The organism is Sanguibacter sp. Leaf3 (genome assembly GCF_001425965.1).
Taxonomy (GTDB): Bacteria; Actinomycetota; Actinomycetes; order Actinomycetales; family Cellulomonadaceae; genus Sanguibacter; species Sanguibacter inulinus.
In genome coordinates this window covers 183,895-210,594 of record NZ_LMRH01000002.1, presented here as the reverse complement: position 1 = coordinate 210,594, position 26,700 = coordinate 183,895, and the positions used below count along the sequence as shown (strand labels likewise).

Below are 26,700 nucleotides of genomic sequence, written 5' to 3'. Positions count from 1 at the left end.
GCGCGACGCGCGTCACCCTGCTGGGGTCTCCCCCGGCAGGGCAGGGGGCGACACCGAGGAGATCGACCTGTGCCTGAGCAGCTCATGTGGGAGCCCGACGTCTCGCGGGGCGAGTGGTTGCGCCCGATGGAGTCCGAGCCCTTCGCCTCGATCCTCTCGGTCGTGCCGCGGGGCTTCGAGGCCTACGCACGGATCTTCCACACGGTCGAGCGAGACCGACCCCGCGCGACCGGGACGTGGCACGGGGTCGAGGAAGAGTCGCTCTTCGCAGGGGTCACCGACATCGACGCAGCCCTCGAGACCAGACGCAGCACGTGGGCGGAGGTCGCCGCAGCCTTTGGCACGACCATGCACAGCGAGGCGCAGTTCGCGCGGCTCGTCGGGCTCGGGGAGTGGGACAGGTCCGGCGTCGTCGCCCCCGACGGCTGGCGCTACGAGACTCCCCCGGAAGGCACCTGCGACCCTGACTCCTTCAACGCTGCAGCACGTGTCCTCGCACGTCACACCACCACGCCGTCCGCCGGCGTCGCCGCGGTCTGGGAGGGCTGGGGCGGACTCATGAGCTCTGCGGGCTTCGCCACGTACACCGCCGAGATGCCGGACCCGACCACCGACGACCGTGGTCTCCGGTCGGCGGTCCGGGCTGCAGGCACACGACTGCGCGCCACGCTGCGCCGAGCACTCACCCGTGTGAGGTGGGCGACGACGGACCGGATCGCTCTCTTCCACCGAGACCCCGAGCCTGGCACCGGCCTGCTGTCCCGCGAGATCGCGAGCGGACCGACCTTCGCCCTGCACGGCGGCACCGGGCGCACCTACGTGCTCTTCCAGGCCGGCGCAGACGACTTCACCGACCCGGCGTGGGGCGACCGGGCTCCCTGGGTCCGCCCGGGCTGGTCGCCCCAGACGCCCAGCATGGTCTGGCCCGACGACCACGCATGGTTCCTCGCGACCGAGATCGACTGGGACTCGACCCTCGTGGCCGGCTCGGCCGGGCTGGTCCGAGAGCTGGTCGAGACACCGGGCCTCGAGGTGCTGGCCATCGACCCCGACGCCCGCCTGACCAGCGACGGCGACACGATCAACCCGGCCCCTGAGACGGAGACAGCATGAGTGCCGACGACTACGACAGGTTCGCTGACGACTACGAGGCGGAGAACGCGACGAGCCTGCTGAACGCCTACTACGAGCGCCCCGCCGTGCTGGACCTGGTGGGCGACGTGCAGGGCAAGCGCATCCTCGATGCCGGGTGCGGGTCCGGCCCGCTGGCCGCCGAGCTCGTCGCCCGTGGCGCGGACGTCACCGGCTTCGACGGGAGCCCGGCGATGATCGACCTGGCTCGCCGCAGGCTGGGTGGCACGGTCCCGCTGACCGTGCACGACCTGGCGGAGCCGTTGCCCTTCGAGGACGAGTCCTACGACGTGGTCGTCGCCTCCCTCGTGCTGCACTACCTCGAGGACTGGGACGGGCCTCTCGCCGAGCTCCGCCGCGTCCTGCGGCCGGGCGGCCGGCTCGTCGCCTCTGTCAACCACCCGTTCGCCCAGGTGCTCAACGCCCCCGAGGACGACTACTTCAGGACCAGGCTCTACTCCGAGGACGTCGAGCTCAACGGCCAGACGACCGAGCTGACGTTCTGGCACCGCCCGCTCCGGGAGGTCGTCCGGGCCGTGACCGAGGCGGGTCTCGACCTGCGCGTCCTCGACGAGCCAGGACCGTCGAAGGACACCCCGCCCGAGCTCATGCCCCCACGGATCGCGAGCGGGGAGCGGAGCGCGTTCTTCTGCTTCTTGTTCGTCGTCGCCGAGCGCCCCGGTGTGGTCCACTAGGGCATGCTCTCTCAGGTCGCCCTCGCCCGGGCCTTCGCCTCTCTCCACGTCTCCGGCTCGCCGCTCGTGCTCCCCAACGCCTGGGACGTCGCCTCGGCGCGGGTCGTCGCGGCGGCCGGAGCGGCCGCTGTCGCCACGACGAGCGCGGGGGTGGCCTGGGCGCACGGGTCGGCCGACGGCAACCGGCTGGCCAGGCCGGACGCCCTCGCAGCGGTCGCCGCGATCGTCCGGGCCGTCGAGGCGCCGGTCTCGGCCGACATCGAGAACGGTCTCGGCGGTCCTGCCGAGGAGGTCGCGCAGACTGTCACCGCGGTCCTCGAGGCGGGCGCGGTGGGCGTCAACATCGAAGACTCGATGCGTCCGGTCGCCGAGCAGGTGACCCGGCTGGCTGCGGCCCGCGCGGCCGCCGAGGACGCGGGTGTCCCGCTGTTCGTCAACGCCCGGATCGACACGCACCGGCTCGGCGGCGTGGGCAGTCTCGCCTGGTTCGACGAGACGCTCGACAGGGCGCTCGCCTACGCCGAGGCAGGAGCGAGCGGCATCTTCGTGCTCGGCGCGCTCCAGGCCGACGTGGTCCGGGCCCTCGTCGCCGCGTCACCGGTCCCCGTCAACGTCGCGTTCGGCCCCGGCACGCTCTCCGTCGGGGAGCTCGCTGCGGCCGGCGCGCACAGGATCAGCGCCGGGTCGTCGATCGCCGAGGCCGCGTACAGCCTGGTCGGCGAGATGGCCGCAACCATGCTGGGAGACGCCTCGGCTGCTCCCGGGCCTGCCCCGACGCTGGGGTGGTCGGCGCTCAACGCGCTCGCCGAGTAGCCCGAGGTCGACCCCCGCGCCAGCCGTGCTCGGCGGGCGGCCGAGGGCAGCTCAGCCGAGGAGGAGCGCCAGGACGATCGCGACGAGCGGGAAGAAGCCCTGGACGGACCCGGCGCGCAGCTTGGTGCTGTCGCTCGTGACGAGCACGAGGGCTGCGGCGACCATCGACCCTGTCGCGAAGAGCAGGATCGACGAGCCTGCCACGGCTGCGGAGCCGTCGGCTCCGAGCGCGAGAACCGCCCCGCCGATCGCCCCGACGGCCAGGAACAGGTTGTACCAGCCCTGGTTGTAGGCCATGGAGCGTGTGGCGAGCGCCTCGTCCTCGGAGGTGCCGAAGGTGCGCCGGGTAGCGGGCGCGGTCCAGCGCAGGCTCTCGAGCACGAAGATGTAGACGTGCACGAGCCCCGCCAGGACGGCGAAGACTGCGGCGGCGACAGGCAGGTTCTCGAGCACTGTGGTTCTTTCGTCAGGAGGATCCTCCGCCCGGACGGGCGGACGGCACGTGGAGCACGGCCGTGCGGCGGTGCCGCTGCGCCCAGGGTACGCCGGACGCCCGCTCGTCGGAGGTGCCCGCGGCGTCGTGGTGACCGCTCCGGGCGGACCTGGGCTCCGCCGAGACCTTCCCGCGCCGGTCCGTCGTCGCTAGATTGCGTCTGTACCCAGCCGTCGGCCACGGCGGGGCCACGTCACCCCCGAGGAGGCACCATGCGATATCTGCTGCTGATCTGCGACGACCCGACCGGTGAGCCCTACGACGCCGACGGCGACGACGCCGGAGCGTGGGTCGAGCGCCTGCAGGCAGCCGGTTCCTACGTGCTCGGCGACCGCGTCCGCCCCGAGGACGACGCGGTGTCTGTGCGGGTCCGAGGAGGCCAGAGCACCACGACAGCTGGCCCTGTCACCCGGGGCAGCAAGCGGGTCGTGGGCTTCGACGTCATCGACGCTGCCGACCTGGACTCCGCGGTCGCAGCGGCCGCCGCCCACCCGATGGCCCGGTTCGGGGCCGTAGAGGTGCGTCCGGTGTGGCCGATGGGATGAGGACCTCTCCCCTGACAGACGACGCTCCCGGTCAGGCCAGCGTGAGGAACATCTTCTCCAGCTCCTCGACCGTGAGCCTCGTGGGCCCTGACGTCGAGCCCTCGCTGTCAGGCTCGTCCCCCTCGACGAGGCACTGCCGCATCGCTGTCGAGATGATCGCGAAGCCGGCACGGTCGAGCGCGCTGGAGACGGCCGCGAGCTGCGTGACGACCTGACGGCAGTCTCCACCCCCTTCGACGGCGGCGATCACGGCCGCGAGCTGGCCGTGAGCGCGGCGGAGGCGGTTGGCGACCTTCTTGACGGCCGCCGCGTCGTGCAGCGTCGCAGCGGAGGTCTCGGGACCGTCGGTCTGGGACTGGCTCATGCTCTCGGTGCCTCTCGGGGTAGGAGTGGGGGCCGGCTCATGCTCTCACCCCTGCGGCGACCGACGCTGCGGTGATGTGCTCGCCGGCACGGCGGGAGGCCGTCCCGGCGGCCCAGGTCTTCCACCCGCCGTCGAGGTTGCTGACCTCGTAGCCGAGCTGCGTGAGCAGACGAGCCGCGGTGTGACCTCGCTGCCCGACCTGGCAGTGGACGATCAGCGGGCCTGCCGGCAGGTCGTGGAGCCGGCCGCGGAGGTCGTCGAGCGGGACGGACAGGGCACCGGGGATCGCTCCGCGGGCGTGCTCGTCGGCGGACCGCACGTCGACCAGCATGGCCCCGTCTCGCCGCTGCTCGTCGAGCTCGTGCCACTGGACCGTCGCCACGACGCCGTCGGCGACGTTCTCCGCGACGTACCCGAGGAGGTTGACCGGGTCTTTGGCGGAGCCGTACTGCGGGGCGTAGGCGAGCTCGAGGTGGGCCAGGCCCCGCGCGGTGATGCCGCCGACCATGGCTGTCGCGATGACGTCGATCCGCTTGTCGACCCCGTCGGTCCCGACGATCTGCGCCCCGAGGATCGCGTCGTCGGCGGGGTCGACGAGGAGCTTGATCGCCATCGGCGCCGCGCCAGGGTAGTAGCCGGCGTGGGAGGACGGGTGGGTGTGCACGACCCGGTGCGCCCGCCCCGCTGCGGTGAGCCGTTTCTCGTTCCAGCCGACGGTCGCGACCGTGAGCCCGAGGATGCCGATGATCGAGGTCCCGAGAGCCGGCAGGGCGTCGTCTGGGTCCAACCCGGCGATGTCGTCGGCGGCAGCACGTCCGTGCCGGTTCGCCAGTCCCGCCATCGTCACGAGCGTCGGCTCGGCCGAGATCGCGTCGACCTTCTCCACACCGTCTCCGACAGCCCAGATCGACCTGTCGCTGGTCCGCTGGCGCCCGTCGACGGCGATCCCGCCGGTCGGTCCGATCGTCAGCCCGGCTGCGACGGCCAGGGTGGTCTCCGGCGTGACACCGGAGGCGTCGACGACCAGATGAGCCGGCAGGCTGGAGCCGTCGCTGAGGTCGACGTGACCGGCGCCGCTCGCGACGACCGTCACGCCCGTCCTGACGTCGACGCCTGCCCCGCGGAGCGTCTCGACGACGGGTTGCGCCATCTCCGGGTCGAGCGGGGAGAAGATCTGCGGCCCGCGCTGGACGAGCGTCACGTGGGCACACCGTGCCCGGAGGTTCTCGACAGCCTCGAGGCCGATGAACCCACCTCCCACCACGACGGCTCGCACCTCTGCCCCGGCCGCACCCAGCAGCGCGCTGATGTGGTCGACGTCGTCGACCGTGCGGAGGGTGTGCCAGGGCAGGTCGCCCGAGCCGGCGCGTGGGGCGGCCGACGACCCGGCGGCGAGCACCAGCGAGTCGTAGGTCTCGGTCGTCGTCTCGCCCGAGGCGAGCTCGCGCACGGTGACCGTCTTCGCCGCGGGGTCGATCGCCACGACCTCGTGCCCGACCCTGACGTCGAGGGCGAAGCGAGCGGCGAGCGACTCAGGCGTCTGCAGGAGCAGCGAGTCGCGGTCCTCGATGACGCCACCGACGTAGTACGGCAGCCCGCAATTGGCGAACGAGACGTAGCGTCCGCGCTCGAGCACCACGATCTGGGCGTGCTCGTCGAGCCTGCGCAACCGGGTGGCCGCGGACATGCCTCCGGCCACCCCTCCGATGATGAGTGTCTTCATGTGGAGGACTGTATACCCCCGGGGGTATATTGTCTGCAGTGCCGGCACGCCGTCGGCACCACCACGAGAGATGGAGCCACCATGTGTCGAGCGACCCGATGCACGACCTGCGGGAAGACCACCTGGGCGGGGTGCGGGCAGCACGTCGACCAGGTGATGAAGGGCGTCCCCGCCTCCGACCGCTGCCCCGGCCACGACCAGCCCCCGGCGAAGAAGGCCGGGCTGTTCGCACGCCTGCGAGGCCGCTAGCGAGCAGGGCCACGTGCTCGTCCCCGCCGTCAGGTCCCCCTCGACAGGGCCTGACCGCTCAGGGCAGGGCGGCCGCGTGAGACACGTCGAACCCTCTGGACACCTCGGCAGGTTAAGGTGCCCAGCAGCACCCCCTCCTGACCGTCTGACGACGCCGAACCGACCGGAGCCCGCGATGACCGAGGCAGTCCCGCACATCACCTTCGTCTGCCAGAAGAACGGCGGGAAGTCGCAGATGGCGGCGGCCCTCCTGCGCGACCTGGCCGGGGACGCTGTCGTGGTGACCTCCGCCGGGACTGCGCCGGGCGCCTCGCTCAACGCTCAGTCGGTCGAGTCCCTCGCGGAGATCGGCGTCGGGGTTGGCGACGAGCACCCGAAGGCCCTGACCGCCGCGATGGTCGAGGCCTCCGACGTCGTGGTCGTGCTCGGCTCCGAGGCACAGGTGGTCGTAGGTCCCGGGACACGGCTCGAGACGTGGATCACCGACGAGCCCTCCGAGCGCGGTGTCACGGGGATGGAGCGGATGCGCCTCGTGCGCGACGACATCCGTGCCCGGGTCGAAGACCTGCACCGGAGGATCCGCAGAGCCTGACACGCGTCGTCGCCGACTTCACCCAGGCGCCGCGGGATCGCCGCACGCCCCGAGGGCTCCAGGTGGCTGGAGCCCTCGGGTGCGTGGTGCTCGTCGCGACGCTGCCACTGTCCTCTGTGGTGGCGGGCACCGCAGTGCTGGCGGCAGGCGTCGTCTCCAGGCTGTGGCGCGCGCGGGCCCGCGCCCGTCCGCAGCCGTGAAGGCTGACCCGCTGGGTCAGCCGGCGTAGCCCTCGACGTAGGCGTCGACCTCGGCCAGGAACCTCGCTCGGTCTGCGTCCGAGACCCACGAGGCCTCGAAGGAGTTCTTCGCGAGGGTCACGACCTCCTCGCTCGTCAGGCCCGCCTTCTCGACGAGGGCGACGTAGTTCTCGGCCACGTAGCCGCCGAAGTACGCGGGGTCGTCGGAGTTCACCGTGACCTTGACGCCCGCCCGCAGCAGCTGGGCGATCTCGGTGGCCTTCATATCGTCGGTGACGAAAGAGTTGGACACCGGGCAGCACGTCAGGCCCAGGCCGCGCTCGCGCACGACCTCGACGAGAGCGGGGTCTTCGACGACGTTGGTCCCGTGGTCGATCCTGTCCACACCGATGTCCTCGAGCACCTGGCGGATGTTCTCGATGCTCCCCACCTGGTCGATGTCGCAGTGCATCGTCAGCCTGTAGCCGAGCTCACGGGCGCGGGCGAAGACCGCGCCGAACTTCGACGGCGGGTTCTCGCGCTCGTCGGAGTCGAGACCGACGCCGAGGATCTTGTCGGCGAAGGGCACCGACGCCTCGAGGGTCTCTGCGGCGCTCTCGGCCGAGAAGTCCCGGAGGAAGCAGAGGATCAGGCGGGCGTCGACACCGAGCGCCGCACCGTCGACAGCGGCCCGGTGGTAGCCGTTGACGACGTCAGCGAAGGGCACGCCTCGGCTCGTGTGCGCCTGCGGGTCGAAGAACATCTCGACGTGCGTCACGCCGTCTGCGGCCGCCCGGCGCAGGTACGCCGTGGCGAGGTCGTAGAAGTCCTGCTCGGTGACCAGGACGTCCATCGCCGGGTAGTACACGGCGAGGAAGCTCGCGAGCGAGTCGAAGACGTAGCTCGCCTGGACCTCTTCGACGGTGCTCTGGGCGAGCTCGACGCCGTTGCGGCGCGCGAGCTCGAGCTTGAGGTCGGGCTCGAGGGTGCCCTCGAGGTGCAGGTGGAGCTCGGCCTTGGGCAGGCCGGTGACGAACTCGCGGGTGGGGGAAGCAGGCAGTGCCACGGGGGGTCCTCTCGGTCAGGGGTCCTCCCAACTTATCCCTGCGGAGCCCCGTCGCTCATCCCTGCGGAGCGCCGTCGACGCCGTCGAGGTACAACCACCGGCGGGAGCCGTCGTCGGCGCGGACGAACCGGCTGACCTCGGTCTGCGTGCTCCGCTCGCCGTCGTGGCGCGAGTGCGCACGGAAGGCCACGGTCCCGGTCTCGTCGGACTCGCCGCCGTCGACCGTCTCGAGCACCCGGAGGCGGGTGAACACCGTGTCGGGGTCGAGGTCGAGGGTCTCCGGCCGGGTCTGCGGGTGCCAGGAGGCGAGGAGGTGGTCGACGTCCCCCACGACGAAGGCCGTGTACCGGGACCGCATGAGGGCTTCGGCGGTCGGGGCCTGCACAGCCCCGGAGTGGACGGGCGCGCAGCAGGACTCGGCGAGGCGCCCCGTGCCGCAGGGGCATGGGCTCGAGAGGTCGAAGGCAGGGCTCATGGGACCAGTATCACCGCAGGTGCGCCTGGTGACGAGAGGTCTGCACGGGTCCAGGCCTCAGAGATACATCCCCGGGCGCGGGCGCTCGGGGGCCACCGGGAGATCGCCGGGCACGTCCTGCGGGGTGATCGTCCGGATGTCCTGCGGGGTCGGTGCGTCGAGGGCGACCACGCGCTCGGCCTGGATCGAGGCGGCCTCCTCGAAGACGTTCCGCACGAAGCGCCCGTTGCCAAATCCTGCCGGGCGCGGGTGCGGCAGCAGGGCCCTGATGCGGTCCTCGACGCCGTCGGCGAGCACGAATCCCTGCTCGGTCGCCATCCCGCGCAGGATGGTCAGCAGCTCGTCGTCGGAGTAGTCGTCGAAGACGAGGGTCTTGGGGAACCTCGACGCGACCCCGGGGTTCGACTGCAAGAACCTGTGCATCTCGGCCGGGTAGCCGGCGACCACGACGACCACCTCGTCGCGGCGGTCCTCCATGAGCTTGATGAGGGTCGCGACGGCCTCGGCGCCGAAGTCGCGGTGCGAGTCGGCAGGCATGAGGGCGTAGGCCTCGTCGATGAACAGCACACCGCCCGACGCCTTCTCGAACACCTTGCGGACCTTGGGGGCGGTCTGCCCGATGTACTCGCCCACGAGGTCCATCCGGCTGACCTCGACGAGGTGGCCTCGCGAGAGCAGCCCGAGCTGGGCGTAGGTCCGGGCGAGGAGACGCGCGACGGTGGTCTTGGCGGTCCCCGGGTTCCCCGTGAAGACGAGGTGGCGCGAGCGGCCCGAGTCGGGCATGCCCGCCTCGGCGCGCAGCTGGTCGGCGCGTGCCTCGGCCTCGAGCCGGCGGACCTGGACCTTGACGGGTTCGAGTCCGACGAGCCTGGCGAGCTCGCCCTGCGGGTCGCCGATCTCCACGGCGTCGGGCAGCAGGTCGTCGGTCTCCTCGTCCTCGGTCTCGTCGCTGTCGCGCAGACGCATCGGGCGCCCGGGGACGGGGTGCCGCACAGGCTTGACCCTGCGCGCGAAGTCTTCGAGGAGCGGGTTGCGGGCCCGGCTGCTGCGCGCCGTGTAGGTCTCCTCGACGTCCTGGATGAAGTCGACCAGGCTCGGCGAGGCCGACGCGACCGGGGCGCCGGGCAGCCCGGCGAGAGACACGGCCGTCTGGCTGGTCGACGCGAGCCACGTGCGGCACACGTCGATCTCGCCGCGGAGCAGACCGCGCGCCACCCAGTCCCGGGTGCTCGACAACCAGACCTGCTTGTCGAAGGACGCCTGCCGGTCCGCCATGTCGGCGTTGACGGCGTCGGCACGCTCGCGGCCCAGTGCGACAGCGGCCGCCGCGGGCAAGGCGGTCCGGCCGTCGGCGAGGGCGATCGAGGCGAGCACCTGGTCCGAGGTCTGCGAGCGCTCGAGCATCGAGGCGAGGTGGTCGTGGACGACCGTGAAGCCGGCGACGGACCAGGAGAAGGTGTCGGCCCACCCGCCGAGCTCGGGCAGGACCGCGCGCTCGTCGTCGGTCAGGAGGTCCTGGCGCCAGAGGCGGGCGAGGTCGGCGTAAGGGCTGAAGGCATGCAGCCTGCGGAGCTCCCGGTCGTCCATGACACGCTCGAAGATGCCGCGGAGCGCGTCGCGACGCGCGGCGAAGGGCTCGACGTCGTCGAAGACGGCGAGGGCGTCGACGCTGGCCTCGAGGGCGTCGAGGCGCGCCTCCGGGTCTCGTCCGGCGTGGTCGAGGAGCCGGAGCGGCCAGTCTGTCGCCGACGGGAAGTACCTGTAGACGGGGCTCTCGCCCAGTCTGGACACCGGAGGCAGGTGGTCGGCGATGACCTTCTGCGGGAAGGTCGGCTCGGTGCCGGACAGCAGGGCGCTCCACCCGCCGAGGCGTTCCCCGAGGACGAGCAGGTAGATGGCCATGTGCGGGGTCCCGACGGGCCAGTCGTTCCACGCTGTCTCCCGGCGCCCGACGCGCTCGTCGTCGACGAGGGCCTGGACGTGCGCGCGGGTGGTGTCCCACCAGCCGTCGGGGAGAGGCCACGGGGTCGACCCGATGACGTCGAGGTGCGGCCGGGTCGACTGGAGGACGGCGAGGTGCTCAGGAAGGGCCAGGGAAGGCACGGGACTCCTCGGTCGAGTTCAGATGTCCTGCAGCATAGCGACGGCGGGCGCGACCCTGCTCCGGACCCACTCGGGTCCGCTCGTCGGGGGTGTGGCCACGATGACGGTCTCCACGCCGAGCGCCGCGTAGGGGCGCAGGCTCTCGGCGAAGGCTGCCGGGTCTCCGGCGTGCAGCTCGTCACCGCTGTGCATCATGGTCACCCGGATCTGCGAGACGTCGCGACCGACGTCGTCGCAGTGCCTCTTGAGGACGTCGAGCTTGTGCGCGATGCCCTCAGGGGTCGTGGCGAAGAGGTTGCAGGCGTCGGCGTACTGCGCGACGAGCCGCAGGGTCTTGCGCTCTCCCCCGCCGCCGACCATCACCTCGGGGTGGGGCGTGCTGAGGGGCTGGGGCGAGCAGAGCGTCTCGGCGAGCTGGTAGTGCTTGCCCTCGAAGGGGCCGTCGTCTGCTGGGTCCCACATCTGGTGGCAGATCTGCAGGGTCTCCTCCAGGCGCTCGAACCTCTCGGCGAGCGGCGGGTACGGGACCCCGAGCGCCAGGTGCTCGCGCTCGTACCAGGCGGCCCCGAGACCCAGGGTCGCCCGACCGCCCGAGAGCACGTCGAGGGTGGTCGCGATCTTCGCGAGGAGACCGGGCTGACGGTAGGTGACGCCCGTGACGAGCGCCCCGAGCTGTGCCTGCTCTGTGCGCCCGGCGAGGAAGCCGAGCGTCGTGTAGGCCTCCAGCATGGGGTCGCTCGCGGGGAACCCGGCGCTCTCCATCTGGAAGTAGTGGTCCATCACGGACACCCACGAGACGCCGGCCGTCTCGGCCTCGGCTGCGGTCCCGGCGAGCTCGGCGCGGAGACGGGCGGGCTCGACGGCGTCGAACCGCCAGAGGTGGACTCCCAGGCGCATGCGATCTCTCCAGACCGTGAGGGTAACCCGGCGGCGGACGCGCCGTGCCGGAGTCCATCATGTGCCTGGTCGCCGGGGCGCGCCACGGGAGCGATGCCCGGGATCGCCCAGGTCGCCAGACGAGGCTGCCTGGAGACCGCGAGGCAGAGAATGGGCACCATGACCTCGTCGCCGGCCTCAGGCCCCGCAGACCTCGCACCCCCCGCCCGCACGGCGCGCTTCGGTACGGCGCTCGCCGTCGCGATCACGAGCGGCGCCGTCATCGCCGTGCAGGGAAAGCTCAACGGCGAGCTCGCGACCCGCGGTGCGGGTGCCCTCGTGTCGTCGTGGTTCGCCTACGTCGGGGCCTTCGTCATGGCCGTCGTGCTGCTCACGGCGCTCGGGCGTCTCGGACCTGCGGTGCGCGCGCTGCGCGGTGCGCGGTGGTGGTGGTTCGCGGTCGGGCTGTGCAGCGTACCCCTGGTCATGTCGATGGCCGTGGGCATCCCGGTCGTCGGGGTGGCCCTCGCCTCGGTCTGCTCGGTCGCCGGGCAGACCGTGTCCGGGCTGGTCCTCGACTCGCGCGGGGTGGGCCTCGACGCACCGATCCGGCTGACGGTGCGCCGCGCGGTCGCCGGGCTCGGAGCGCTGGTGGGGCTCGTCGTCGCGGTGCTGTCCAGCCCCGGCCCGAGCACCGGGACCGTGCTGGCCGCGATCGGCACGGGTCTGTTCCTCTTCGTCGGGGGTCTCCTGCTGTCCGTCCAGTCCGCCGGCAACGGTGTCGTGGCCGCCCGCACGGGTGACCCCCTCGTGCCGACGGTCGCCTCGGTGGTCGGCGGGCTCGCCGGGATCTCCCTCGTCTGCGCCGTGGCCGCAGTGGTCGGCGGGCTGTCGGAGGTCACGCTCCCACCCCTGAGCACCGACTGGTGGGTGTACCTCGGCGGGCCGCTCGGGGCGATCATCACGGTCTCGGCCGCGTACTCCGTCCGGACGCTCGGCACCTTCGCGCTGACCCTGTCGATCGTCGGTGGGCAGCTCGTCATGGCTCTCGTGCTCGACATCGGTGGCGGGGTCGGCGCGAGCTGGTCGACCATCGTCTCGGTCCTGATCATCGCGGCGTCGGTGTCGCTCACGGTGACGCGGTCGCGCGCGGCGGGGACGGACGACCGCGCGGCGTGACCCTCGGCACCTGCGCAGCGGGAACACGACCCGACCCCGCTCTGTTGACGCAAGCATGACGCTCCCTCTCTCGATCCTCGACCTTGCCCCGATCGCTCCTGGAGAGACGGCCCGCGACAGCTTCGCGGCGTCGGTCGCGCTCGCCCAGCAGGCCGAGAAGAGCGGCTACAGGCGTGTCTGGTACGCCGAGCACCACAACATGGCGTCGATCGCCTCGAGCGCCACGTCGGTCCTCATCGCCCACGTGGCGAGCCAGACCTCGACGATCCGCCTCGGCGCGGGCGGCGTCATGCTGCCCAACCACTCGCCGCTGACCATCGCCGAGCAGTTCGGGACCCTCGAGGCGCTGCACCCCGGACGGATCGACCTCGGTCTCGGGCGCGCTCCGGGCGGCGACCAGGCGACCTTCCGGGCCCTGCGGCGCGACCCCGCAGCCTCGGACCAGTTCCCGCAGGACGTCGTCGAGCTCCAGGCCTTCCTGTCCGGCGACTCGCGCGTCCCCGGGGTCAGCGCGACCCCGGGTGCCGGCTCCCACGTGCCGCTGTACATCCTCGGGTCGTCGCTCTTCGGTGCGCACCTCGCCGCCGCGCTCGGGCTGCCGTACGCCTTCGCCTCGCACTTCGCCCCCGACGCGCTCCACGCCGCGGTCGCCGCGTACCGCAGCGAGTTCCGCCCCTCCGAGCAGCTGCAGCAGCCCTACGTGATCGCCGGGCTCAACGCCATCGCCGCGGACGACCACGACGACGCGCTCGAGCAGCTGACGCTCGCCCGCCGGTCGAGGCTGCTCATGATGCTGCGGCAGAGCCGCCAGATCCCGGTGACCCAGACCTTCAGCGACGACGAGCTCGACATGCTGCTCGACTCCCCCGCAGGCGCGCAGGTCGCGAGCATGATGACCTACACGGGTGTCGGCACCGGGGCCGAGGTCGCCGACTACGTAGCCCGGTTCGGTGAGAGCGTCGGCGCCGACGAGCTGATCGTCGCGCACACCTCGCTCGCCACCCCCGCACGACTGCGCTCGGTCGAGCTCCTCGCCGAGGCGTACGCCACGGTGCCCGCCTGACGCGTCCCCGCTGAGCTGTGCACCCTGCTCCGACGCAGCCGCCTCGGGGAGGTCGGCTCTGCGTGCTCTCCCCTGAGGCCCTGTTCCCCCTGCCGGAGCAGGGCCTCAGGGCGTGAAAAGGGTTCGTCGTGACCGTGGCTGGCTGCCAGGATGGCGCGATGACGTCTGCCATACCGATCGACCTCTCCACCTGGCCCCGGCGACAGCACTTCGAGCACTACAGGTCCGTCGTCCCGTGCACCTACGCGATCACGGTCGAGCTCGACGCGACGGTCTTCGTCGAGACTCTGCGGGCGTCGGCCCGGAAGAGCTACGTCGCGCAGGTGTGGGCCCTCGCGACCGCCGTGAACCAGCACGACGCGTTCCGCATGTGCCTGACCTCGGACGGCGCCCCGGCGACGTGGCCCGTGGTCCATCCCTCGTTCACGGTGTTCAACCCGGAGCTCGGGACTTTCGCGAGCATCTGGGCACCGTACGACACGAGCTTCGCGACCTTCCACGACACTGCAGCAGCACTGCTCGTCGAGCACCGCACGGCGACTGAGATGTTCCCGCAGGGACCGGCGCCGGAGAACTCCTTCGACGTGTCGAGCCTCCCGTGGACGTCCTTCACGGGGTTCACGCTCGCGGTCCAGCAGGGCTTCGACCACCTCGCGCCGATCTTCACACTCGGGCGCTACGTCGAGAGGGAGGGCGAGGTCCTGCTCCCCGTCGCTCTTCAGGTCCACCACGCCGCTGCGGACGGGTTCCACGCGGCGCGTCTGCTCGGGACAGTCCAGGAGCTGCTCGACGACCCCACCTGGGTCGACTGACCTGACGACGCCGTTCGTGCTCTTCGAGCCTCAGGCTCACGAGCCCGAGCCGAAGGTCGTCGGGTCGACAGGTCGGAGCCTGCGGGGCAGCCCCTCGACGACCAGCAGATACGACTCCGTGACGAGGTCGTCCACGAGCTCTTCGTCGAGGTCACCGCCGGGGTGCAGGGTGATCCAGTGCTTCTTGTTCATGTGATAGCCCGGGCTGACGTCCTCGTGGGCCTCCCGGAGGCTGCGGGCGTCTGCGGGCGCGGCCTTGAGGACGACGATGGGCTCCTGCGTCACGGCGGTCGCCAGCATGAACACCTTGCCGCGCACCTTGTACACGTCCCAGTCCTCCCCGAAGGGATGGGTGAGCTCCGCCCCGGGCAGCTCCTGCGCCCGCTCGGCGGCGCGCTCCTGCAGTGTCGTCCCGTGCACAGACCTCACCCTTCCAGCTGCTCTCCGGTCCTGGACGTGCCCCACGGTACGCACAGCCTCAGACACCGCACCGCGTGGCCCCGGCACGTCGGGCCACGCGGTGCGGCACCCCTCCACGACGCACCTCGTCAGTGCGCCGCGCCCAGCTCGATGAGGATCACGCCGAGACCGATGCACGCGATACCGAGCATCATCCGACGCGTGAGCGCGTCCCCGAAGGCGACCCGCGCGCCGACAGCGGTGAGCGCGACACCAGAGGCCGCCCAGATCCCATAGGCGACGCCGACCGCCATGCCCGCGTCGAGCGACACCGTCAGGAGCACGAAGGCCAGCGGGTAGAAGATCGCCAGCGGGACGATCCACGCCTTCTTCCGGAGTCCCTCCGAGGCGCGGAGGCTGAGCGTCGCGGTGACCTCCGAGAGGATCGCCGCCACGAGGGCGAGCCACATCATGCGCCGACCTCGGTCCGACGCCCGGCAGGCCCGGTCGCGTCGCCGGGCACAGCGGAGCCGGGCGCAGCGGGCTTGTCGTCGGTGTGCCCGGTCTCGACGAGGACGACACCGACCATGACGACCACGATCCCGAGGACCATCGGCCAGGTCAGCGCCTCCCCGAACAACCACGCGGCGAGCAGTGCCGTCAGCGCGACCCCCGAAGCCGCCCAGATGCCGTAGACCGAACCGATCTTCGCCCCCATGCGCAGCAGGAGGGCGAGGAGCACGAAGGCTGTGGCATACCCGACAGCTGTGAGCGCGTACCACCCGGGCGAGTCGAGAGCGGCGCGGAGCGAGAGGGTCGCGACGACCTCAGCGACGATCGCGCCCATTAGGACCATCCACGTCGCGCGCCTCATCGGGTCGCTCCGTCGGTCTGGGAGGACGTGACCTGGGCCGCGCAGAGGGTGGCAGCAGTCGAGCCTGCGGCACCTCGCGGCGCCACGTCGCTCCGGGCCTCACCCACGACTGCAGCCGGCCTCCACATCGACATCGGCCGGGCACCGGGGATCCCGTCGATCGGCGCGACCTCCTGGAAGCCCTCCCGTGCGTACAGCCGACGGTTCCGCTCGTTCGACGACTCGAGGTAGGCGGGCGACCCCTCGGCGTCGATCCGCGCCAGGCGTGAGCCGAGCAGCGCAGAACCGACCCCGGTCCCCCGCGCGGAGGTGGCCGCGCCGATCTGCGCGAGATACCAGTGCTGCGCAGCCGGGCGGTGCGCGGCCATCCGGCTCTGCACCCGGGCGGCGTGCCGGAGCCCGCGCAGCCCGAGCGCGGCGACGAAGGCCGGGAGCTCGAGCACCTGGCTCAGCAGGTGAGAGCGAGCGCCCGGGGGCTCCCAGACCGCCACACCGACGATCTCGCCGTCGGCCCGGCGGGCCAGGTCGACGCCTCCGAGCGGCAGCGCACCGCTGCGGAGCACGGGGGCGAAGAGCCGGGCGAGGAGGTCCGCAGTGGGTGACGGCCGTCCTGTGACCGCAGCCAGGACAGGGTCACCGGCGAAGGCCTCGGCGAGGACTGCGGCGGCGGCGGGGACGTCGGCGAGAGACGCCGGGGTGATCGTGGGCATGGTGCTCCTTGCGTCGAGGGGTGGCTCTACCTAAACTTGGTCACGCGACCAAGTCAAGCGACCAAGTGTGATCGACACGGTGTCTTCACGACCCGGGGCAGGCACGTGAGACGCCCACCGCGACAAGACGGGAGAATGACCTGCATGGCAGCAGAGAAGACGTCACGACGCCGGTCCGCGCAGGAGCGACGCGACGACCTGATGGACGCCGCGATCGTCGTGATGAGCCGGGGCGGGGTCGCGGCCGCGACCACCCGGGCGATCGCCGAAGAGGCCGGTGTGCCCCAGGGCGTCTTCCACTACTGCTTCAGGTCGAAGGACGACCTCGTCACGGCACTCTTCGAGCGCGAGATCGCGCGGTCGACCGACCGCACCGGCAGCGCGCTCTCCACCTTCCCCGACGTCCGCCGCGGGGTCGCAGCAGCGCTCGAGGCGCAGCTCGCTCTGGTGCGCGCCGACCCCGAGTACTACCTCGCGATGGCCGAGCTCTCCCTGACCATCGCCCGGACTCCCGCCGGCCCCGCCCTTGCCGTGTGGGAGCAGGAGCAGTACCGCACCCGCGCCCAGGCGGGCCTCGAGGCCTGGTCGGCTGAGCACGGGCTGACCTGGTCGGCGCCCCTCGAGCACGTCGCGTCCTTCCTCGTCGCCCTCGGCGCCGGGGTGACGAGCACCTGGCTCTCCGACCGGGACGACGCCCGGGCCGAGAGCGCTGTCGCGGTCGCGACCCAGACCCTCGACGCCCTCGCGCAGCGCTGACGACACGAGCCCGCGTGCCGTGATCGCGCACGTCCCCACGGGACCGTCCATCGCCGGACCAGCTGCTCAGCATGATCCGCGTCAGTCTGCGGTCTGCGGTCTGCGGTCTGCCGCGGCCGCGGACCGCTGCAGACGCGCATCGACCGCTGCCTGCCGGTAAGGCTGGTCAGGCTGGTCAGGCGGTGACAGCCCGCAGGAGCCCGCCCACGAGGTGGACGCGTCCAACCACGGTGTCGACCAGCACGTGCTCGGTGTCAGCGTGCGCCCCACCCCCGACAGCACCGAGCCCGTCGAGCGTCGGGATGCCGAGAGCGGCTGTGAAGTTGCCGTCGCTGCCACCACCGACCGAGACCCCGCGGATCCCGGGCTCGAGCGAGGCCGCGAGCGCGAAGAGGTCTGTCGACGTCTCAGGGGTCATGGGCGGGCGCGCGACAGATCCCGTGACCACGAGCACGGCCTGCGGGTCGCGCGGGGTGAGCGAGACGAAGGCCTGCTCGACACGTGCTGTCTCGTCCGCGGTCTCGACCCGGACGTCGACGACGATCGTCGCCGCGTCGGGTACGACGTTGCTCTGACCTCCCGAGCGCAGGACCGTCGGTGTCACGGTGGTCCCGGCCTCGGGGCGGTTCAGCGCCGCGATCTCCAGCACCTGGTGCGCGGCCTCGACGAGTGCGTTGACGCCTGCTTCGGGTTCGAGGCCGGCGTGCGACGCCCGCCCGGTGACCGTGACCTCGAAGGTGCCGCAGCCCTTGCGCCCGACCTTGAGGTCGCCGCCGTCCCCGGCACCCTCCAGCACGAGGACAGTCCCGCAGGCCTGGGCCCGGTCTTCGAGCAGCGCCCTGGACGTGAGGCTGCCGTTCTCCTCGTCGGCGGTCACCAAGATCTCCACTCCGGACCTGTCGTCGAGCAGGGCCACAGCGTGGACCGCCTGCACGAGCCCGCCGAGCATGTCGAAGACCCCAGGGCCGGTAATCTTCCCGTCCGCCACGGTGAAGGGGCGGCGTGCGAGGGTCCCGACCGGGAAGACGGTGTCGTGGTGCCCCAGCACGAGGACCCTCGGTGCACCACCACCAGACCAGTGCACGTGCGGCCCGGCCGGGCCGTCGACGAGGACGGCCCGGCCACCGAGCCGACGCTCGAGGAGGTCGGCGACCACGCGCGCAGAGACGGTCAGAGACTCGACGTCCCCCGAGGGCGACTCCACCTCCACGAGGGTGCGGAGGTCGTCGAGGATCGTGTCGAGCGAGACGGCGAGAGTCATCGGATCACCGTAGTGGTGTCAGCAGCTCTCGCCGGACACGGAGTCTGGACCGCAGAAGGGCGGCTGTGCCTCGGGTGCGGTGTCGGCTGGGCCCTGCTCGATGAGGGTTATGCGCCAGACGACCGTCCCTTCGCCGTCGATGCTCTGCTCCTCCAGAAGCGTCCCGTCGCTCGGGTCGAGGATGTAGAGCTCTCTGTACCAGTTGTCCTTGAGCTGGTCTCGCTCTACCGCTACGCCCGGTCGCCCAGCGGCGTCTGTCATGTCGCCCAGCAGCTCGACGTCGGGGATCGAGGCTGCGACGTTCCAGGCAGCACGTCTCAGCGACGGGGAGGCTGGACTCTCGCGCAGGAGCTCGCCGATGCTCTCCCACAGCACGTCGTCCACGTCTCCCCCGCTCGTCTGGGCCACCTGCCTCAGGTACGAGCCGAGCTCGTCCGCGTCGGTCGGGAGGGCCTCGAGCTCGTCCCAGGTGATCTGCTGGTTCGAGATGAACACTGCAGGGCCGCCGAGTGACTCCGGTTGGATCGTCCTGACCTGGCCGCCAGGAGCACCGTCGTCGGTCACCGGAAATCCGTCGATGAGGATGCTGTCGGCAGTCCGGCCCATCCAGACCTCGCGGGTGAACTCTCCGGTCTCGGGGTACTCGACCTCCGAGACCACGTGCCAGTACTCGGCACCGATCGCCTCGTCGACCTGCTGGCCGGCTCCTTCTGCGGCGGCGAGCAGCACGGACTCGGCTGACGCCGGGGTGGCGACGACGAGGGGCACGGCGATCAACGCGGCGGTCACGGCCGCTGCACCAGCCAGGATGCTCGCGCCCCACCTGCGGGGTCGGCGGTTGCGTCGCACGGCGGCGACACGTGCGCCTGCCCCGGCGATCGCCTGGTCGAGCTGGTGGCGTCCGGCGAGGAGGGACTCTGTGGTGGGGTCTGCGACGTCGCCAGCGGTCTTGGCCAAGGTGTCGAGATTCATGATGGTCCTCCGTCAGACAGCAGAGATGGGAGTGGTGCTCAGGACGGTCCGGGCGCGCTGGCGCGCCCGGGTGAGCCGGGTCCGGACCACGGTCGGGTCCACGCCGAGGGTGCGGGCCGCCTCGGCGGCACTGAGCCCTTCCCAGGCGACCAGCAAGAAGGCCTCGCGCTCGGCGGGGCTCAGCGATGCCAGGGCCAGCCGGAGCTGGTCCCGGGCGGAGCGTGCGTCGACGCGATCGTCGACGGCGTGCCAGTCGACGCCGACGTCGGCGTCGACGACAGCGCTGGGACGCTGCCGCCGGAGGTAGGAGCGCACCACGTTGCCGCTGATCCCGTACAACCAGGGCAGCGCCGACCCGCTGTCGTGCGGCTTGTAGCGCACGCGGGCCTCGAGGGCGGCCACGAAGACGTCTCCGACGAGGTCCTCGGCAGCGGCATGCCCGGCGCGCCGGGCGATGAAACGAGACACCGCGACGGCGTGGCGCTCGTAGAGCAGGCCGAGGGCCTGCGGGTGCAGCACCGATCGGGCTAGCAGCTCGTCGTCGGTCGACTCGTTGGTCTTCATGTCTGGTCTATGCAGCGAGCGTCAGAAGCGTGACACCCGACGTCCTGCTCGCTGCGGTCCTGCACCCGGGTCTCGCCACTCCCTGCCGAGACCCAGGTCAGGACGGTCAGCTCGAGAAGTCCGCCACGAGGTCGTCGTACTCCTCCGAGGTGATCGCCTGGAGCGATCCGTAGGCTGTGCCCGCAAAAGACGACTGCAGGCTGTCGATCTGCCAGTCGTCCCCGTAGCGCAGGACCCCGACGCCGCCGAGGTACGTCTCGCCGTCCAGCTCGTAGAGGACGACGTACTCGCGGCGCTCGTCGGCCCCGACGAGCTTGGCTGCCTCGGCGAGGTTCTCGTCGAGCTTTCCGGGGCCCTTCACCTGGTCGATGCGCTGGGCGGTCAGACCGGCGAGACGAGCGGAGTCGAGTTCGTCGACGATGTCCTGGGCGGAGACGTCGCCCTTCTCGAGCGGGGTCGTGGAGTCGAGGTCGACGTCCGGCAGCAGGAGGCTGATGGTCATGCGGCGGTACTGCTCAGCGGCGGCGCCGGCACGGGTGGTCTTCGCGAGCTCGACGAAGAGCTCGTCGTCGGACGGGAGCGACGAGGTGTCGGCGGGCGTGAAAGCGCGCAGCCTCTCGAGCGTGCCGACGAGGTCGAGGTTCTCAGCCTGGGCATCGGTGGCCCACGCGGTGAGAGCACCGGCTGCGTCTCCCTCGGCGATCCGCTCGGTCGAGGTCTCGACGGCTTCCTCAGGCGTCGCGAAACCCCGCTGCTCAGAGTCCCCGGCCCCACCGGAGCCGACAGCCAGCAGCACCCCGAGGACCACGGCGACGACTGCGAGGACGGCGACCAGGACCCAGGGCAGAGCACCGACCCGGCGAGGCCCGGCGGGCGGTGCGGGGGGACCGGGGACCTGGGCGGGCTGTCCGTAGGCGGCACTCGAAGACGTCATGCTGCTGGACGCTACCCGCCCCGGGCTGCGGGCACGATGGTGACCTCTCCCCGGGGACCTGAGCCCCGCACGACCGCGCACGCTGCGAGGACACGGGGTCGAGGCCCCTGCCGACCACACGGGCTACGAGCCGGAGCGCCCGGCTCCTCTGGTCAGGTGCGGGCGTGCCAGATCGGTGTTGTCGAAGACCCAGGTGGCCCTCCGGCGCGGGTCAGCCTCGGCGAGGTACCGGCGCTGACCGCCGACGTACCGCCGGTTCGACGCGGCCTCGGGGTCTGGGTCGTGGGAGCCCTGCAGCCGCGCGTTGCCCCGCGGGACGGTGACAGCCAGCGGTGCGTCCACCCAGACCACGGCGTCCCAGACGTCGGCGAGCTCGGGCCGCTGCAAGAAGATCCCGTCGACCAGGAGGATCCCGGCAGGCGGGACCTCGAGCGCCGGGACGGTGACAGGCTCGTCGAGGTCCACGTCCCAGACGGCCGGGACCACAGGCTGCCCGGCGCGCAGGGGGTCGACGACGGCAGACCTGAAAGCCTCGTAGCGGTACGACCCGCTGTAGAACCCCTCGGCTCCGAGGCCCGCAGCCCGGCGCTCTGCTCGTGGCCTGTGGAAGCCGTCGATGCTGACGCGCACCAGGGGGCGTTCGTGGCGCGCTGCCGACAGCCCGGCGAGCTCGTGGGCCAGGTGCGTCTTGCCGACCCCGTCGACGCCGTCGAGGGCCACCAGCACACGCTCGCCGGGGCGCACGAGCTCGATCTCGTCGAGCAGGGCGGACACGACGGGCGATCGGTGGTCTGGGACGTGCATGCGCACGACTCTACGAGCGACGACCGACGGCGAGGCGGCTCGTCCACCTGCCGTGCGGACGACCACGGCACCGTCGCCGAGAGGCCACCGGGGAATAGAGGACGACCTCTCGCCCTTGTCGCCCTCATGAAGGCAATCGTCTACTCCAGCACAGGTCCCTCGTCCGTCCTCGGCCTCGTCGACCGTGAGGTCGCCAGCCCCGGTCCCGGGGAGGTGCGCGTGCGGGTAGTCGTCTCCGGGGTGAACCCGACCGACTGGAAGGCGCGCGCCGACGGCGACCTCGCCTTCCCCGAGGTCGTCCCCAACCAGGACGGCGCAGGGGTGGTCGACGCCGTCGGCGACGGGGTCACCGAGCTCTCCGTGGGCGACCGCGTGTGGCTCTACCTCGCGGCTCACCGTCGTCCGACCGGGACGGCTCAAGAATTCACGGTCCTGCCCGTCGACCGCGCCGTCAGGCTGCCCGACGGGATCGACCTCGACGTCGCGGCCAGCATGGGGGTCCCGGCGATGACGGCCCACCGCGCGCTGACCGTCCACGAGCACGGTCCCGCCCGCCTCGCACCCGGCGCGCTCGAGGGTCGTGTGGTCCTCGTCCAGGGTGGCGCCGGCGCCGTCGGCCACGCCGCGATCCAGCTCGGCGTGTGGGCCGGGGCGACGGTCATCACCACGGTCAGCAGCGACGCGAAGGCCGAGCTCGCGCGCGCAGCCGGCGCGCACCACGTAGTCCAGTACCCCGACGACGCTCTCGCCGACCGCATCCGTGAGATCGCCCCCGAGGGTGTCGACCACGTCGTCGAGGTCGCCCCTGCGCAGAACGCGGCGCTCGACGTCGAGGTGCTCGCCAACCACGGCAGCATCGGCTACTACGCCAACAACAACGGCGACGACTTCAGCGTCCCGATCGTCCCGAGCTTCATCAAGAACGCGCGGTGGCAGGGGCTGCTCCTGTACACGGTCGGCGACGAGGCGCTGCACGCCGCTGCGCAGGATGTCACGGCCGCGCTGCGCGACGGTGCGCTGCCGGTCGGCGAGGCCGCAGGCCTGCCGATCACGTGGTTCCCGCTCGAGGAGACCGCCGCGGCGCACGACGCCGTCGAGTCCGGTGTCACGGGCAAGGTCCTGATCCGCGTCTCCGACGAGCCGCTCGGCGAGTAGGTCTCGTGCGCGGCACGCCCACCTGGCGTGCCGCGCACTGTCGTCTCAGCCCATCTCGTCGCCTCAGCCCGCCCCGCCGGAGAACACCGTGTTGACGAGCACGACGTACAGCGCCGTCCCGCCGAGGATCGACAGCAGGGCGTTGCGCCGCCACAGGTGCAGCGCGACGGTGACGACGAGGGCCACGAGCTCGGGCACACCGTGCCACCTGTCGCCGAGCGAGACGTCCTTGAGCGTGTAGACGACGAGGATGAGCATGATCCCCACGGGCATGTACCGGCCGAGGAACTGCACGAAGGCCGACTCGCGCAAGGGCCCGATCACCAGGAACGGCAGGGCACGCAGCCCGAAGGTCACCACGAGGATGGTCGCGAGGGCCGCCAGGAGGTAGCCGTCGTCAGGCACGGGCCACCCGCTCTCCGCGAGCGCGCCGGAGCGCGAACCTCACGGTCAGGGCCGCGAGGAACAGCAGCATGCCCACCACGAGCATCTCGTCGCGGGCGACGAGCAGGGCCACGAGGGCGGAGCCGATCGCGAGCATCGGCGAGGTGAGGTCCCGGTTCTGGCGGAAGGCGTCGAGGGCGAGGACCGTGAACAGCGCGGTGAGGGCGAACCACATGCCCTGCGGCACCTGCGGCAGCGCCCGGCCGAGGAGCGCCCCGGCGACTCCGCCCGACACCCAGTAGGACTGGCAGAGCACCTGCATCCACACGATCCGGGCGGTCGTCCGCTCGGCTGCGGGGATGTGGTGGGCGAGGGCGTAGGCCTCGTCGGTGAGGGCGTACATGCTGTACGTCTTCGCGAGGGGACCGCGGACGGCGTGCAACGGGAAGGACAGGGCGTAGAAGACGTGCCGGAAGTTCACGAGGACCGTCGACAGGGCGATGCTCGCGAGCGGAGTCGCGGCGACCACGAGCCCGATCGCGAGGAACTCGAGCGACCCGGCATAGATGAAGGTCGAGAAGAGGGGTGCCCACCACCAGGAGAGCCCGGACTCGATGACGAGGAGCCCGAAGGCGACCCCGAGCGGGACCATGGCGACACCGACCGAGATCGTGTCCTTGAGCGCTGCCGCGAAGGCGTTCGCGTGGACGGGGGTGGTGTCGGGCTCGGGTGAGAGCTCGTCGGGGTTCGCGGGCACCGCACCACGGTAGCCGCGGGCTGACTGGAGGACGGCAGGTGTCCGGGCCCCGAGCAGGACGACCGGCACGAACCGCACAGGCCGCACGGGCCGCGCAGAGGCTCAGCCGAGGTGCGCCTTGAGCGCGAGCAGATGGTCACGGGTGAGCGTGGCGGCAGCCGTCCCGTCGCGGTCGGCGATGGCCTGGACGATGCGCAGGTGGTTCTGGTGGTCGGCGTCGCCGCCGTACTCACCGCGCAGCCGGAGCAGGTCGATCATCGCCTGCCTGCTCCGGGGCGTGAAGGAGTCGAAGAGCTCGACGAGGATCTCGTTGTGCGCCGCGCTGACGATGCTCCTGTGCAGGGCGGTGTCGGCGTCCACGTGGACCTCGATGCTCTCCTGCCGAGCCGCCCTCTCCCGCGCGGCGGCCTCCATCGCCCGCAGCTCGTCGGGCGTGCGGCGCTCGGCTGCCAGGACCGCAGCCTCGACCTCGATCGCGATGCGCGCCTCGATCACGGCGGCGACGTCAGCCCGCCGGACCACCCGGTCCCAGTCCTCGGGCTGCTCGAGCGCGGTGACGAAGACGCCGGCCCCCTGCCTGCTCGCGAGCACACCCCGGCCGGCGAGGTCCCGGATCGCCTCGCGGACCGTCGACCGTCCGACCCCGAGCTGCGGCGCGAGCGTCGTCTCGCCGGGGAGCTTCTGCCCGAGCGCCCACTCTCCGCCCCGGATGCGCTCGAGCAAGAGGTCGGCAGCCTGCTCGGCCAGCGGCGTGCGGTTCAGCTGCGTCATGGCACCATCTTCTCGCACTCCTCGACTTCTCTACTTGTCTGAGGAGTTGTGCTAGCGTCACGAGCGTGGCTCCTCTTCTCCTCCTTGGTCGCCGCGGCGAGGTCTGACCCGACCGGTCCCTCGCCGCGGGGCTGCGACGCGCGCCGGTCGACCACCTCACGACCCGAAGGACCGACCATGAGCACCACCTCTCGTATCTCGACCCCCGCAGGCCCCGTCCCCGACGGCTCCCCAGCCTGGAACCGGCAACGACGCTCGCAGATGCCCTCCCACCGCTACACCGACGCCTACTCCCGCGTCGAGGTCCCGCTCCAGGAGCGCAGCTGGCCGCTCCACAGGCTGACCGCAGCACCACTGTGGGTGCCTGTCGACCTGCGCGACGGCAACCAGGCGCTCGCCGAGCCGATGGACCCGGCCCGCAAGCGACGATTCTTCGAGCTCATGGTCCAGATGGGCTACAAGGAGATCGAGGTCGGCTACCCCTCCGCCTCGCAGACCGACCACGACTTCGTGCGGCTGCTCGCCGAGAGCGACATCGCCCCGGAGGACGTGACGATCGTCGTGTTCACCCCGGCACGCCGCGACCTCGTCGAACGCACCGTGGAGTCGGTCCGCGGCATCCGCAACCCCGTCGTGATCCACATGTACACGGCGACAGCGCCGACCTGGCGCGACGTCGTCCTGCGCCGTGACCGGGACTCCCTGCGCGAGCTGATCCTCGCCGGGGGCCGCGACGTCCTCGAGCTCGCCGGGCACCTGGAGCACGTGCGCTTCGAGTTCTCCCCCGAGGTCTTCAACCTCACCGAGCCGGACTACGCCCTCGAGGTCTGCGACGCCATGACCGGGCTGTGGGACGCGACCCCCGACCGTCCCGTGATCCTCAACCTCCCGGCGACGGTCGAGATCGCCACGCCGAACGTCTACGCCGACCAGATCGAGTACATGCACCGGAACCTCGCGCGGCGCGACGCGGTGATCCTCTCCGTCCACCCGCACAACGACCGCGGCACCGGGGTCGCGTGTGCGGAGCTCGCTGTGCTGGCCGGGGCGCAGCGGGTCGAGGGCTGCCTGTTCGGCAACGGCGAGCGCACGGGCAACGTCGACCTCGTCACCCTCGCGCTCAACCTCCACGCCCAGGGCGTCGACCCGATGATCGACTTCTCGGACATCGACGAGATCCGTCGCACCGTCGAGCACAGCAACCGCATCGAGGTCCACCCGCGCCACCCCTACGCCGGCGACCTCGTCCACACGGCCTTCAGCGGGACGCACCAGGACGCCATCAAGAAGGGCTTCGCCGAGCACAGGCAACGCGCAGCAGCCGAGGGTCTGGCAGAGGACCAGACCCCGTGGCGGGTCCCCTACCTGCCGATCGACCCGGCCGACCTCGGGCGCAGCTACGATGCCGTGATCCGCGTGAACTCGCAGTCGGGCAAGGGCGGCATCGCCTATCTGCTCGAGTCCGACTACGGCATCGAGCTGCCCAGGCGCCTCCAGGTCGACCTCGCCGGACGCGTCCAGCAGCATGCCGACTCGACCGGTCTCGAGATCGACGCACCGCAGCTGCTCGAGATCTTCGAGCACAGCTATCTGCCGCCGGCAGACGGCCTGCTCGAGCTGCTCGACCTGACGACCGAGACCCGCGACGGCACACGGACCCGGGTCGCGCTGCGCATCGCGGGTGTCGAGCGCAGCGGCACCTACGAGGGTGTCGGACCCGTCGAGGCCGTGACGTCGCTGCTCGGGGAGCACGGGATCGACGTCGAGATCCTCTCGCTCCACCAGACGTCCCTGCGGGCCGGTGCCTCGAGCGAGGCGCTGACCCTCGTCGAGCACGTCGGCCCTGCCGGGACGACCTGGTCCGGCGGGCGGCACCGCTCGGTCCTCACGGCGAGCGCCCAGGCCGTCCTCGGTGCCGCACGGGTCGTGATGGCTGGTCAGGGCACCTCTCCCCAGGCAGAGCAGCCCATCGCCCTCCAGCCGGTGCGCGGATAGCGTCAC

Annotated in this window: 30 protein-coding genes; 11 read left to right on the top strand and 19 right to left on the bottom strand. The window is 71.7% G+C overall.

What is annotated here, in order from left to right; all coding sequences use genetic code 11:
* Positions 1 to 69: 69 nt before the first annotated feature.
* Genes ASG53_RS08370 through ASG53_RS08360 form a run of 3 tightly spaced genes read left to right on the top strand, consistent with a single transcriptional unit; the run spans position 70 to position 2,639 of the window.
* Entirely contained in the window at positions 70 to 1,113 is a 1,044-nt protein-coding gene (locus ASG53_RS08370; protein WP_056131428.1) for a hypothetical protein, read from the top strand.
* A complete protein-coding gene (locus tag ASG53_RS08365; RefSeq protein WP_056131425.1) occupies positions 1,110 to 1,826 on the top strand; it encodes a class I SAM-dependent methyltransferase in 717 nt (238 codons plus the stop codon). The genes ASG53_RS08370 and ASG53_RS08365 overlap by 4 nt, the downstream gene beginning before the upstream one ends.
* Positions 1,827 to 1,829: 3 nt before the next feature.
* Positions 1,830 to 2,639, top strand: a complete 810-nt coding sequence (locus tag ASG53_RS08360) for an isocitrate lyase/PEP mutase family protein (RefSeq protein WP_056131422.1) — start codon at positions 1,830 to 1,832, stop codon at positions 2,637 to 2,639.
* Positions 2,640 to 2,690: 51 nt separating this feature from the next.
* Here ASG53_RS08360 and ASG53_RS08355 read toward each other — a convergent pair whose 3' ends face one another.
* A complete protein-coding gene (locus tag ASG53_RS08355) occupies positions 2,691 to 3,092 on the bottom strand; it encodes a DUF1304 domain-containing protein (RefSeq protein ID WP_082543924.1) in 402 nt (133 codons plus the stop codon).
* Between the two features lie 252 nt (positions 3,093 to 3,344).
* Between ASG53_RS08355 and ASG53_RS08350 the strand changes: the two genes are divergently transcribed.
* Positions 3,345 to 3,677, top strand: a complete 333-nt coding sequence (locus ASG53_RS08350; RefSeq protein ID WP_056131419.1) for a YciI family protein — start codon at positions 3,345 to 3,347, stop codon at positions 3,675 to 3,677.
* Between the two features lie 31 nt (positions 3,678 to 3,708).
* Here ASG53_RS08350 and ASG53_RS08345 read toward each other — a convergent pair whose 3' ends face one another.
* Positions 3,709 to 4,041 (bottom strand): metal-sensitive transcriptional regulator, encoded by a 333-nt coding sequence (locus tag ASG53_RS08345; protein ID WP_056131416.1) that lies wholly within the window; start codon positions 4,039 to 4,041, stop codon positions 3,709 to 3,711.
* 37 nt (positions 4,042 to 4,078) lie between these two features.
* On the bottom strand, positions 4,079 to 5,764 hold the full coding sequence (locus ASG53_RS08340; RefSeq protein ID WP_056131413.1) for an FAD-dependent oxidoreductase: 1,686 nt from the start codon (positions 5,762 to 5,764) through the stop codon (positions 4,079 to 4,081).
* A 424-nt stretch (positions 5,765 to 6,188) separates the two neighbouring features.
* Here ASG53_RS08340 and ASG53_RS08335 point away from each other — a divergent pair, with 424 nt between their 5' ends.
* The gene (locus ASG53_RS08335) at positions 6,189 to 6,605 is read left to right on the top strand and encodes an arsenate-mycothiol transferase ArsC (protein ID WP_056131409.1); all 417 of its coding nucleotides are present in this window, start codon (positions 6,189 to 6,191) and stop codon (positions 6,603 to 6,605) included.
* Positions 6,606 to 6,821: 216 nt separating this feature from the next.
* Here the strand turns inward: ASG53_RS08335 and ASG53_RS08330 are convergent, their stop codons facing one another.
* From ASG53_RS08330 to ASG53_RS08315, 4 genes are read right to left on the bottom strand one after another with little or no spacing between them, the layout of a single operon-like run.
* On the bottom strand, positions 6,822 to 7,850 hold the full coding sequence (locus tag ASG53_RS08330) for an adenosine deaminase (protein ID WP_056131405.1): 1,029 nt from the start codon (positions 7,848 to 7,850) through the stop codon (positions 6,822 to 6,824).
* A 55-nt stretch (positions 7,851 to 7,905) separates the two neighbouring features.
* Positions 7,906 to 8,325 (bottom strand): YchJ family protein, encoded by a 420-nt coding sequence (locus tag ASG53_RS08325; RefSeq protein ID WP_056131403.1) that lies wholly within the window; start codon positions 8,323 to 8,325, stop codon positions 7,906 to 7,908.
* A 57-nt stretch (positions 8,326 to 8,382) separates the two neighbouring features.
* Positions 8,383 to 10,428 carry an AAA family ATPase gene (locus tag ASG53_RS08320; protein ID WP_056131400.1) on the bottom strand — a complete coding sequence of 682 codons (2,046 nt, stop codon included), beginning with the start codon at positions 10,426 to 10,428 and terminating at the stop codon, positions 8,383 to 8,385.
* 18 nt (positions 10,429 to 10,446) lie between these two features.
* Positions 10,447 to 11,325 carry an LLM class F420-dependent oxidoreductase gene (locus ASG53_RS08315; protein WP_056131397.1) on the bottom strand — a complete coding sequence of 293 codons (879 nt, stop codon included), beginning with the start codon at positions 11,323 to 11,325 and terminating at the stop codon, positions 10,447 to 10,449.
* A 159-nt stretch (positions 11,326 to 11,484) separates the two neighbouring features.
* Here ASG53_RS08315 and ASG53_RS08310 point away from each other — a divergent pair, with 159 nt between their 5' ends.
* The 3 genes from ASG53_RS08310 (at position 11,485) to ASG53_RS08300 (ending at position 14,358) form a co-directional block, all read left to right on the top strand.
* Positions 11,485 to 12,483: a DMT family transporter gene (locus ASG53_RS08310; protein WP_162246142.1), complete on the top strand. Its 999-nt coding sequence runs from the start codon at positions 11,485 to 11,487 to the stop codon at positions 12,481 to 12,483.
* A 55-nt stretch (positions 12,484 to 12,538) separates the two neighbouring features.
* Positions 12,539 to 13,546 carry an LLM class flavin-dependent oxidoreductase gene (locus ASG53_RS08305; protein ID WP_056131390.1) on the top strand — a complete coding sequence of 336 codons (1,008 nt, stop codon included), beginning with the start codon at positions 12,539 to 12,541 and terminating at the stop codon, positions 13,544 to 13,546.
* 158 nt (positions 13,547 to 13,704) lie between these two features.
* Positions 13,705 to 14,358 (top strand): CatA-like O-acetyltransferase, encoded by a 654-nt coding sequence (locus ASG53_RS08300; RefSeq protein WP_056131387.1) that lies wholly within the window; start codon positions 13,705 to 13,707, stop codon positions 14,356 to 14,358.
* A gap of 36 nt (positions 14,359 to 14,394) precedes the next feature.
* Here ASG53_RS08300 and ASG53_RS08295 read toward each other — a convergent pair whose 3' ends face one another.
* The 4 genes from ASG53_RS08295 to ASG53_RS08280 form a co-directional block, all read right to left on the bottom strand.
* Positions 14,395 to 14,778, bottom strand: coding sequence for an MmcQ/YjbR family DNA-binding protein (locus ASG53_RS08295; RefSeq protein ID WP_056131383.1), 384 nt, complete (start codon positions 14,776 to 14,778; stop codon positions 14,395 to 14,397).
* Positions 14,779 to 14,906: 128 nt separating this feature from the next.
* A complete protein-coding gene (locus tag ASG53_RS08290; protein ID WP_200945479.1) occupies positions 14,907 to 15,230 on the bottom strand; it encodes a DMT family transporter in 324 nt (107 codons plus the stop codon).
* Positions 15,227 to 15,631: a DMT family transporter gene (locus ASG53_RS08285; RefSeq protein ID WP_082543922.1), complete on the bottom strand. Its 405-nt coding sequence runs from the start codon at positions 15,629 to 15,631 to the stop codon at positions 15,227 to 15,229. Before ASG53_RS08285 ends, ASG53_RS08290 begins: the two co-directional genes overlap by 4 nt.
* Complete coding sequence (locus ASG53_RS08280; RefSeq protein ID WP_082543921.1) at positions 15,628 to 16,341, bottom strand: GNAT family N-acetyltransferase; 714 nt, start codon at positions 16,339 to 16,341, stop codon at positions 15,628 to 15,630. Before ASG53_RS08280 ends, ASG53_RS08285 begins: the two co-directional genes overlap by 4 nt.
* Positions 16,342 to 16,485: 144 nt before the next feature.
* Here ASG53_RS08280 and ASG53_RS08275 point away from each other — a divergent pair, with 144 nt between their 5' ends.
* On the top strand, positions 16,486 to 17,097 hold the full coding sequence (locus ASG53_RS08275; protein WP_162246141.1) for a TetR/AcrR family transcriptional regulator: 612 nt from the start codon (positions 16,486 to 16,488) through the stop codon (positions 17,095 to 17,097).
* A 175-nt stretch (positions 17,098 to 17,272) separates the two neighbouring features.
* Here the strand turns inward: ASG53_RS08275 and ASG53_RS08270 are convergent, their stop codons facing one another.
* The 5 genes from ASG53_RS08270 to ASG53_RS08250 all read right to left on the bottom strand — a co-directional run bounded on the left by ASG53_RS08270 (position 17,273) and on the right by ASG53_RS08250 (position 21,632).
* The gene (locus tag ASG53_RS08270; RefSeq protein WP_056131378.1) at positions 17,273 to 18,358 is read right to left on the bottom strand and encodes a M20/M25/M40 family metallo-hydrolase; all 1,086 of its coding nucleotides are present in this window, start codon (positions 18,356 to 18,358) and stop codon (positions 17,273 to 17,275) included.
* Between the two features lie 18 nt (positions 18,359 to 18,376).
* The gene (locus tag ASG53_RS08265) at positions 18,377 to 19,330 is read right to left on the bottom strand and encodes a CU044_5270 family protein (RefSeq protein ID WP_056131376.1); all 954 of its coding nucleotides are present in this window, start codon (positions 19,328 to 19,330) and stop codon (positions 18,377 to 18,379) included.
* A 12-nt stretch (positions 19,331 to 19,342) separates the two neighbouring features.
* Positions 19,343 to 19,894, bottom strand: coding sequence for an RNA polymerase sigma factor (locus ASG53_RS08260; protein WP_056131375.1), 552 nt, complete (start codon positions 19,892 to 19,894; stop codon positions 19,343 to 19,345).
* Positions 19,895 to 20,000: 106 nt separating this feature from the next.
* Positions 20,001 to 20,828 carry a hypothetical protein gene (locus ASG53_RS19825; protein ID WP_056131372.1) on the bottom strand — a complete coding sequence of 276 codons (828 nt, stop codon included), beginning with the start codon at positions 20,826 to 20,828 and terminating at the stop codon, positions 20,001 to 20,003.
* Positions 20,829 to 20,951: 123 nt separating this feature from the next.
* Complete coding sequence (locus ASG53_RS08250; protein WP_056133900.1) at positions 20,952 to 21,632, bottom strand: hypothetical protein; 681 nt, start codon at positions 21,630 to 21,632, stop codon at positions 20,952 to 20,954.
* A 126-nt stretch (positions 21,633 to 21,758) separates the two neighbouring features.
* Here ASG53_RS08250 and ASG53_RS08245 point away from each other — a divergent pair, with 126 nt between their 5' ends.
* Positions 21,759 to 22,787, top strand: a complete 1,029-nt coding sequence (locus ASG53_RS08245) for an NADPH:quinone reductase (RefSeq protein WP_056131370.1) — start codon at positions 21,759 to 21,761, stop codon at positions 22,785 to 22,787.
* Between the two features lie 63 nt (positions 22,788 to 22,850).
* Here the strand turns inward: ASG53_RS08245 and ASG53_RS08240 are convergent, their stop codons facing one another.
* The 3 genes from ASG53_RS08240 to ASG53_RS08230 all read right to left on the bottom strand — a co-directional run bounded on the left by ASG53_RS08240 (position 22,851) and on the right by ASG53_RS08230 (position 24,699).
* On the bottom strand, positions 22,851 to 23,192 hold the full coding sequence (locus tag ASG53_RS08240; protein WP_056131367.1) for a branched-chain amino acid transporter permease: 342 nt from the start codon (positions 23,190 to 23,192) through the stop codon (positions 22,851 to 22,853).
* Entirely contained in the window at positions 23,185 to 23,928 is a 744-nt protein-coding gene (locus ASG53_RS08235) for an AzlC family ABC transporter permease (protein WP_235533877.1), read from the bottom strand. Before ASG53_RS08235 ends, ASG53_RS08240 begins: the two co-directional genes overlap by 8 nt.
* Before the next feature lie 102 nt (positions 23,929 to 24,030).
* The gene (locus ASG53_RS08230) at positions 24,031 to 24,699 is read right to left on the bottom strand and encodes a FadR/GntR family transcriptional regulator (protein WP_056131364.1); all 669 of its coding nucleotides are present in this window, start codon (positions 24,697 to 24,699) and stop codon (positions 24,031 to 24,033) included.
* A 177-nt stretch (positions 24,700 to 24,876) separates the two neighbouring features.
* On the opposite strand from ASG53_RS08230, the gene ASG53_RS08225 reads away from it, so the two are divergent.
* Positions 24,877 to 26,694, top strand: coding sequence for a 2-isopropylmalate synthase (locus ASG53_RS08225; protein WP_056131361.1), 1,818 nt, complete (start codon positions 24,877 to 24,879; stop codon positions 26,692 to 26,694).
* The last annotated feature ends 6 nt before the right edge of the window (positions 26,695 to 26,700 follow it).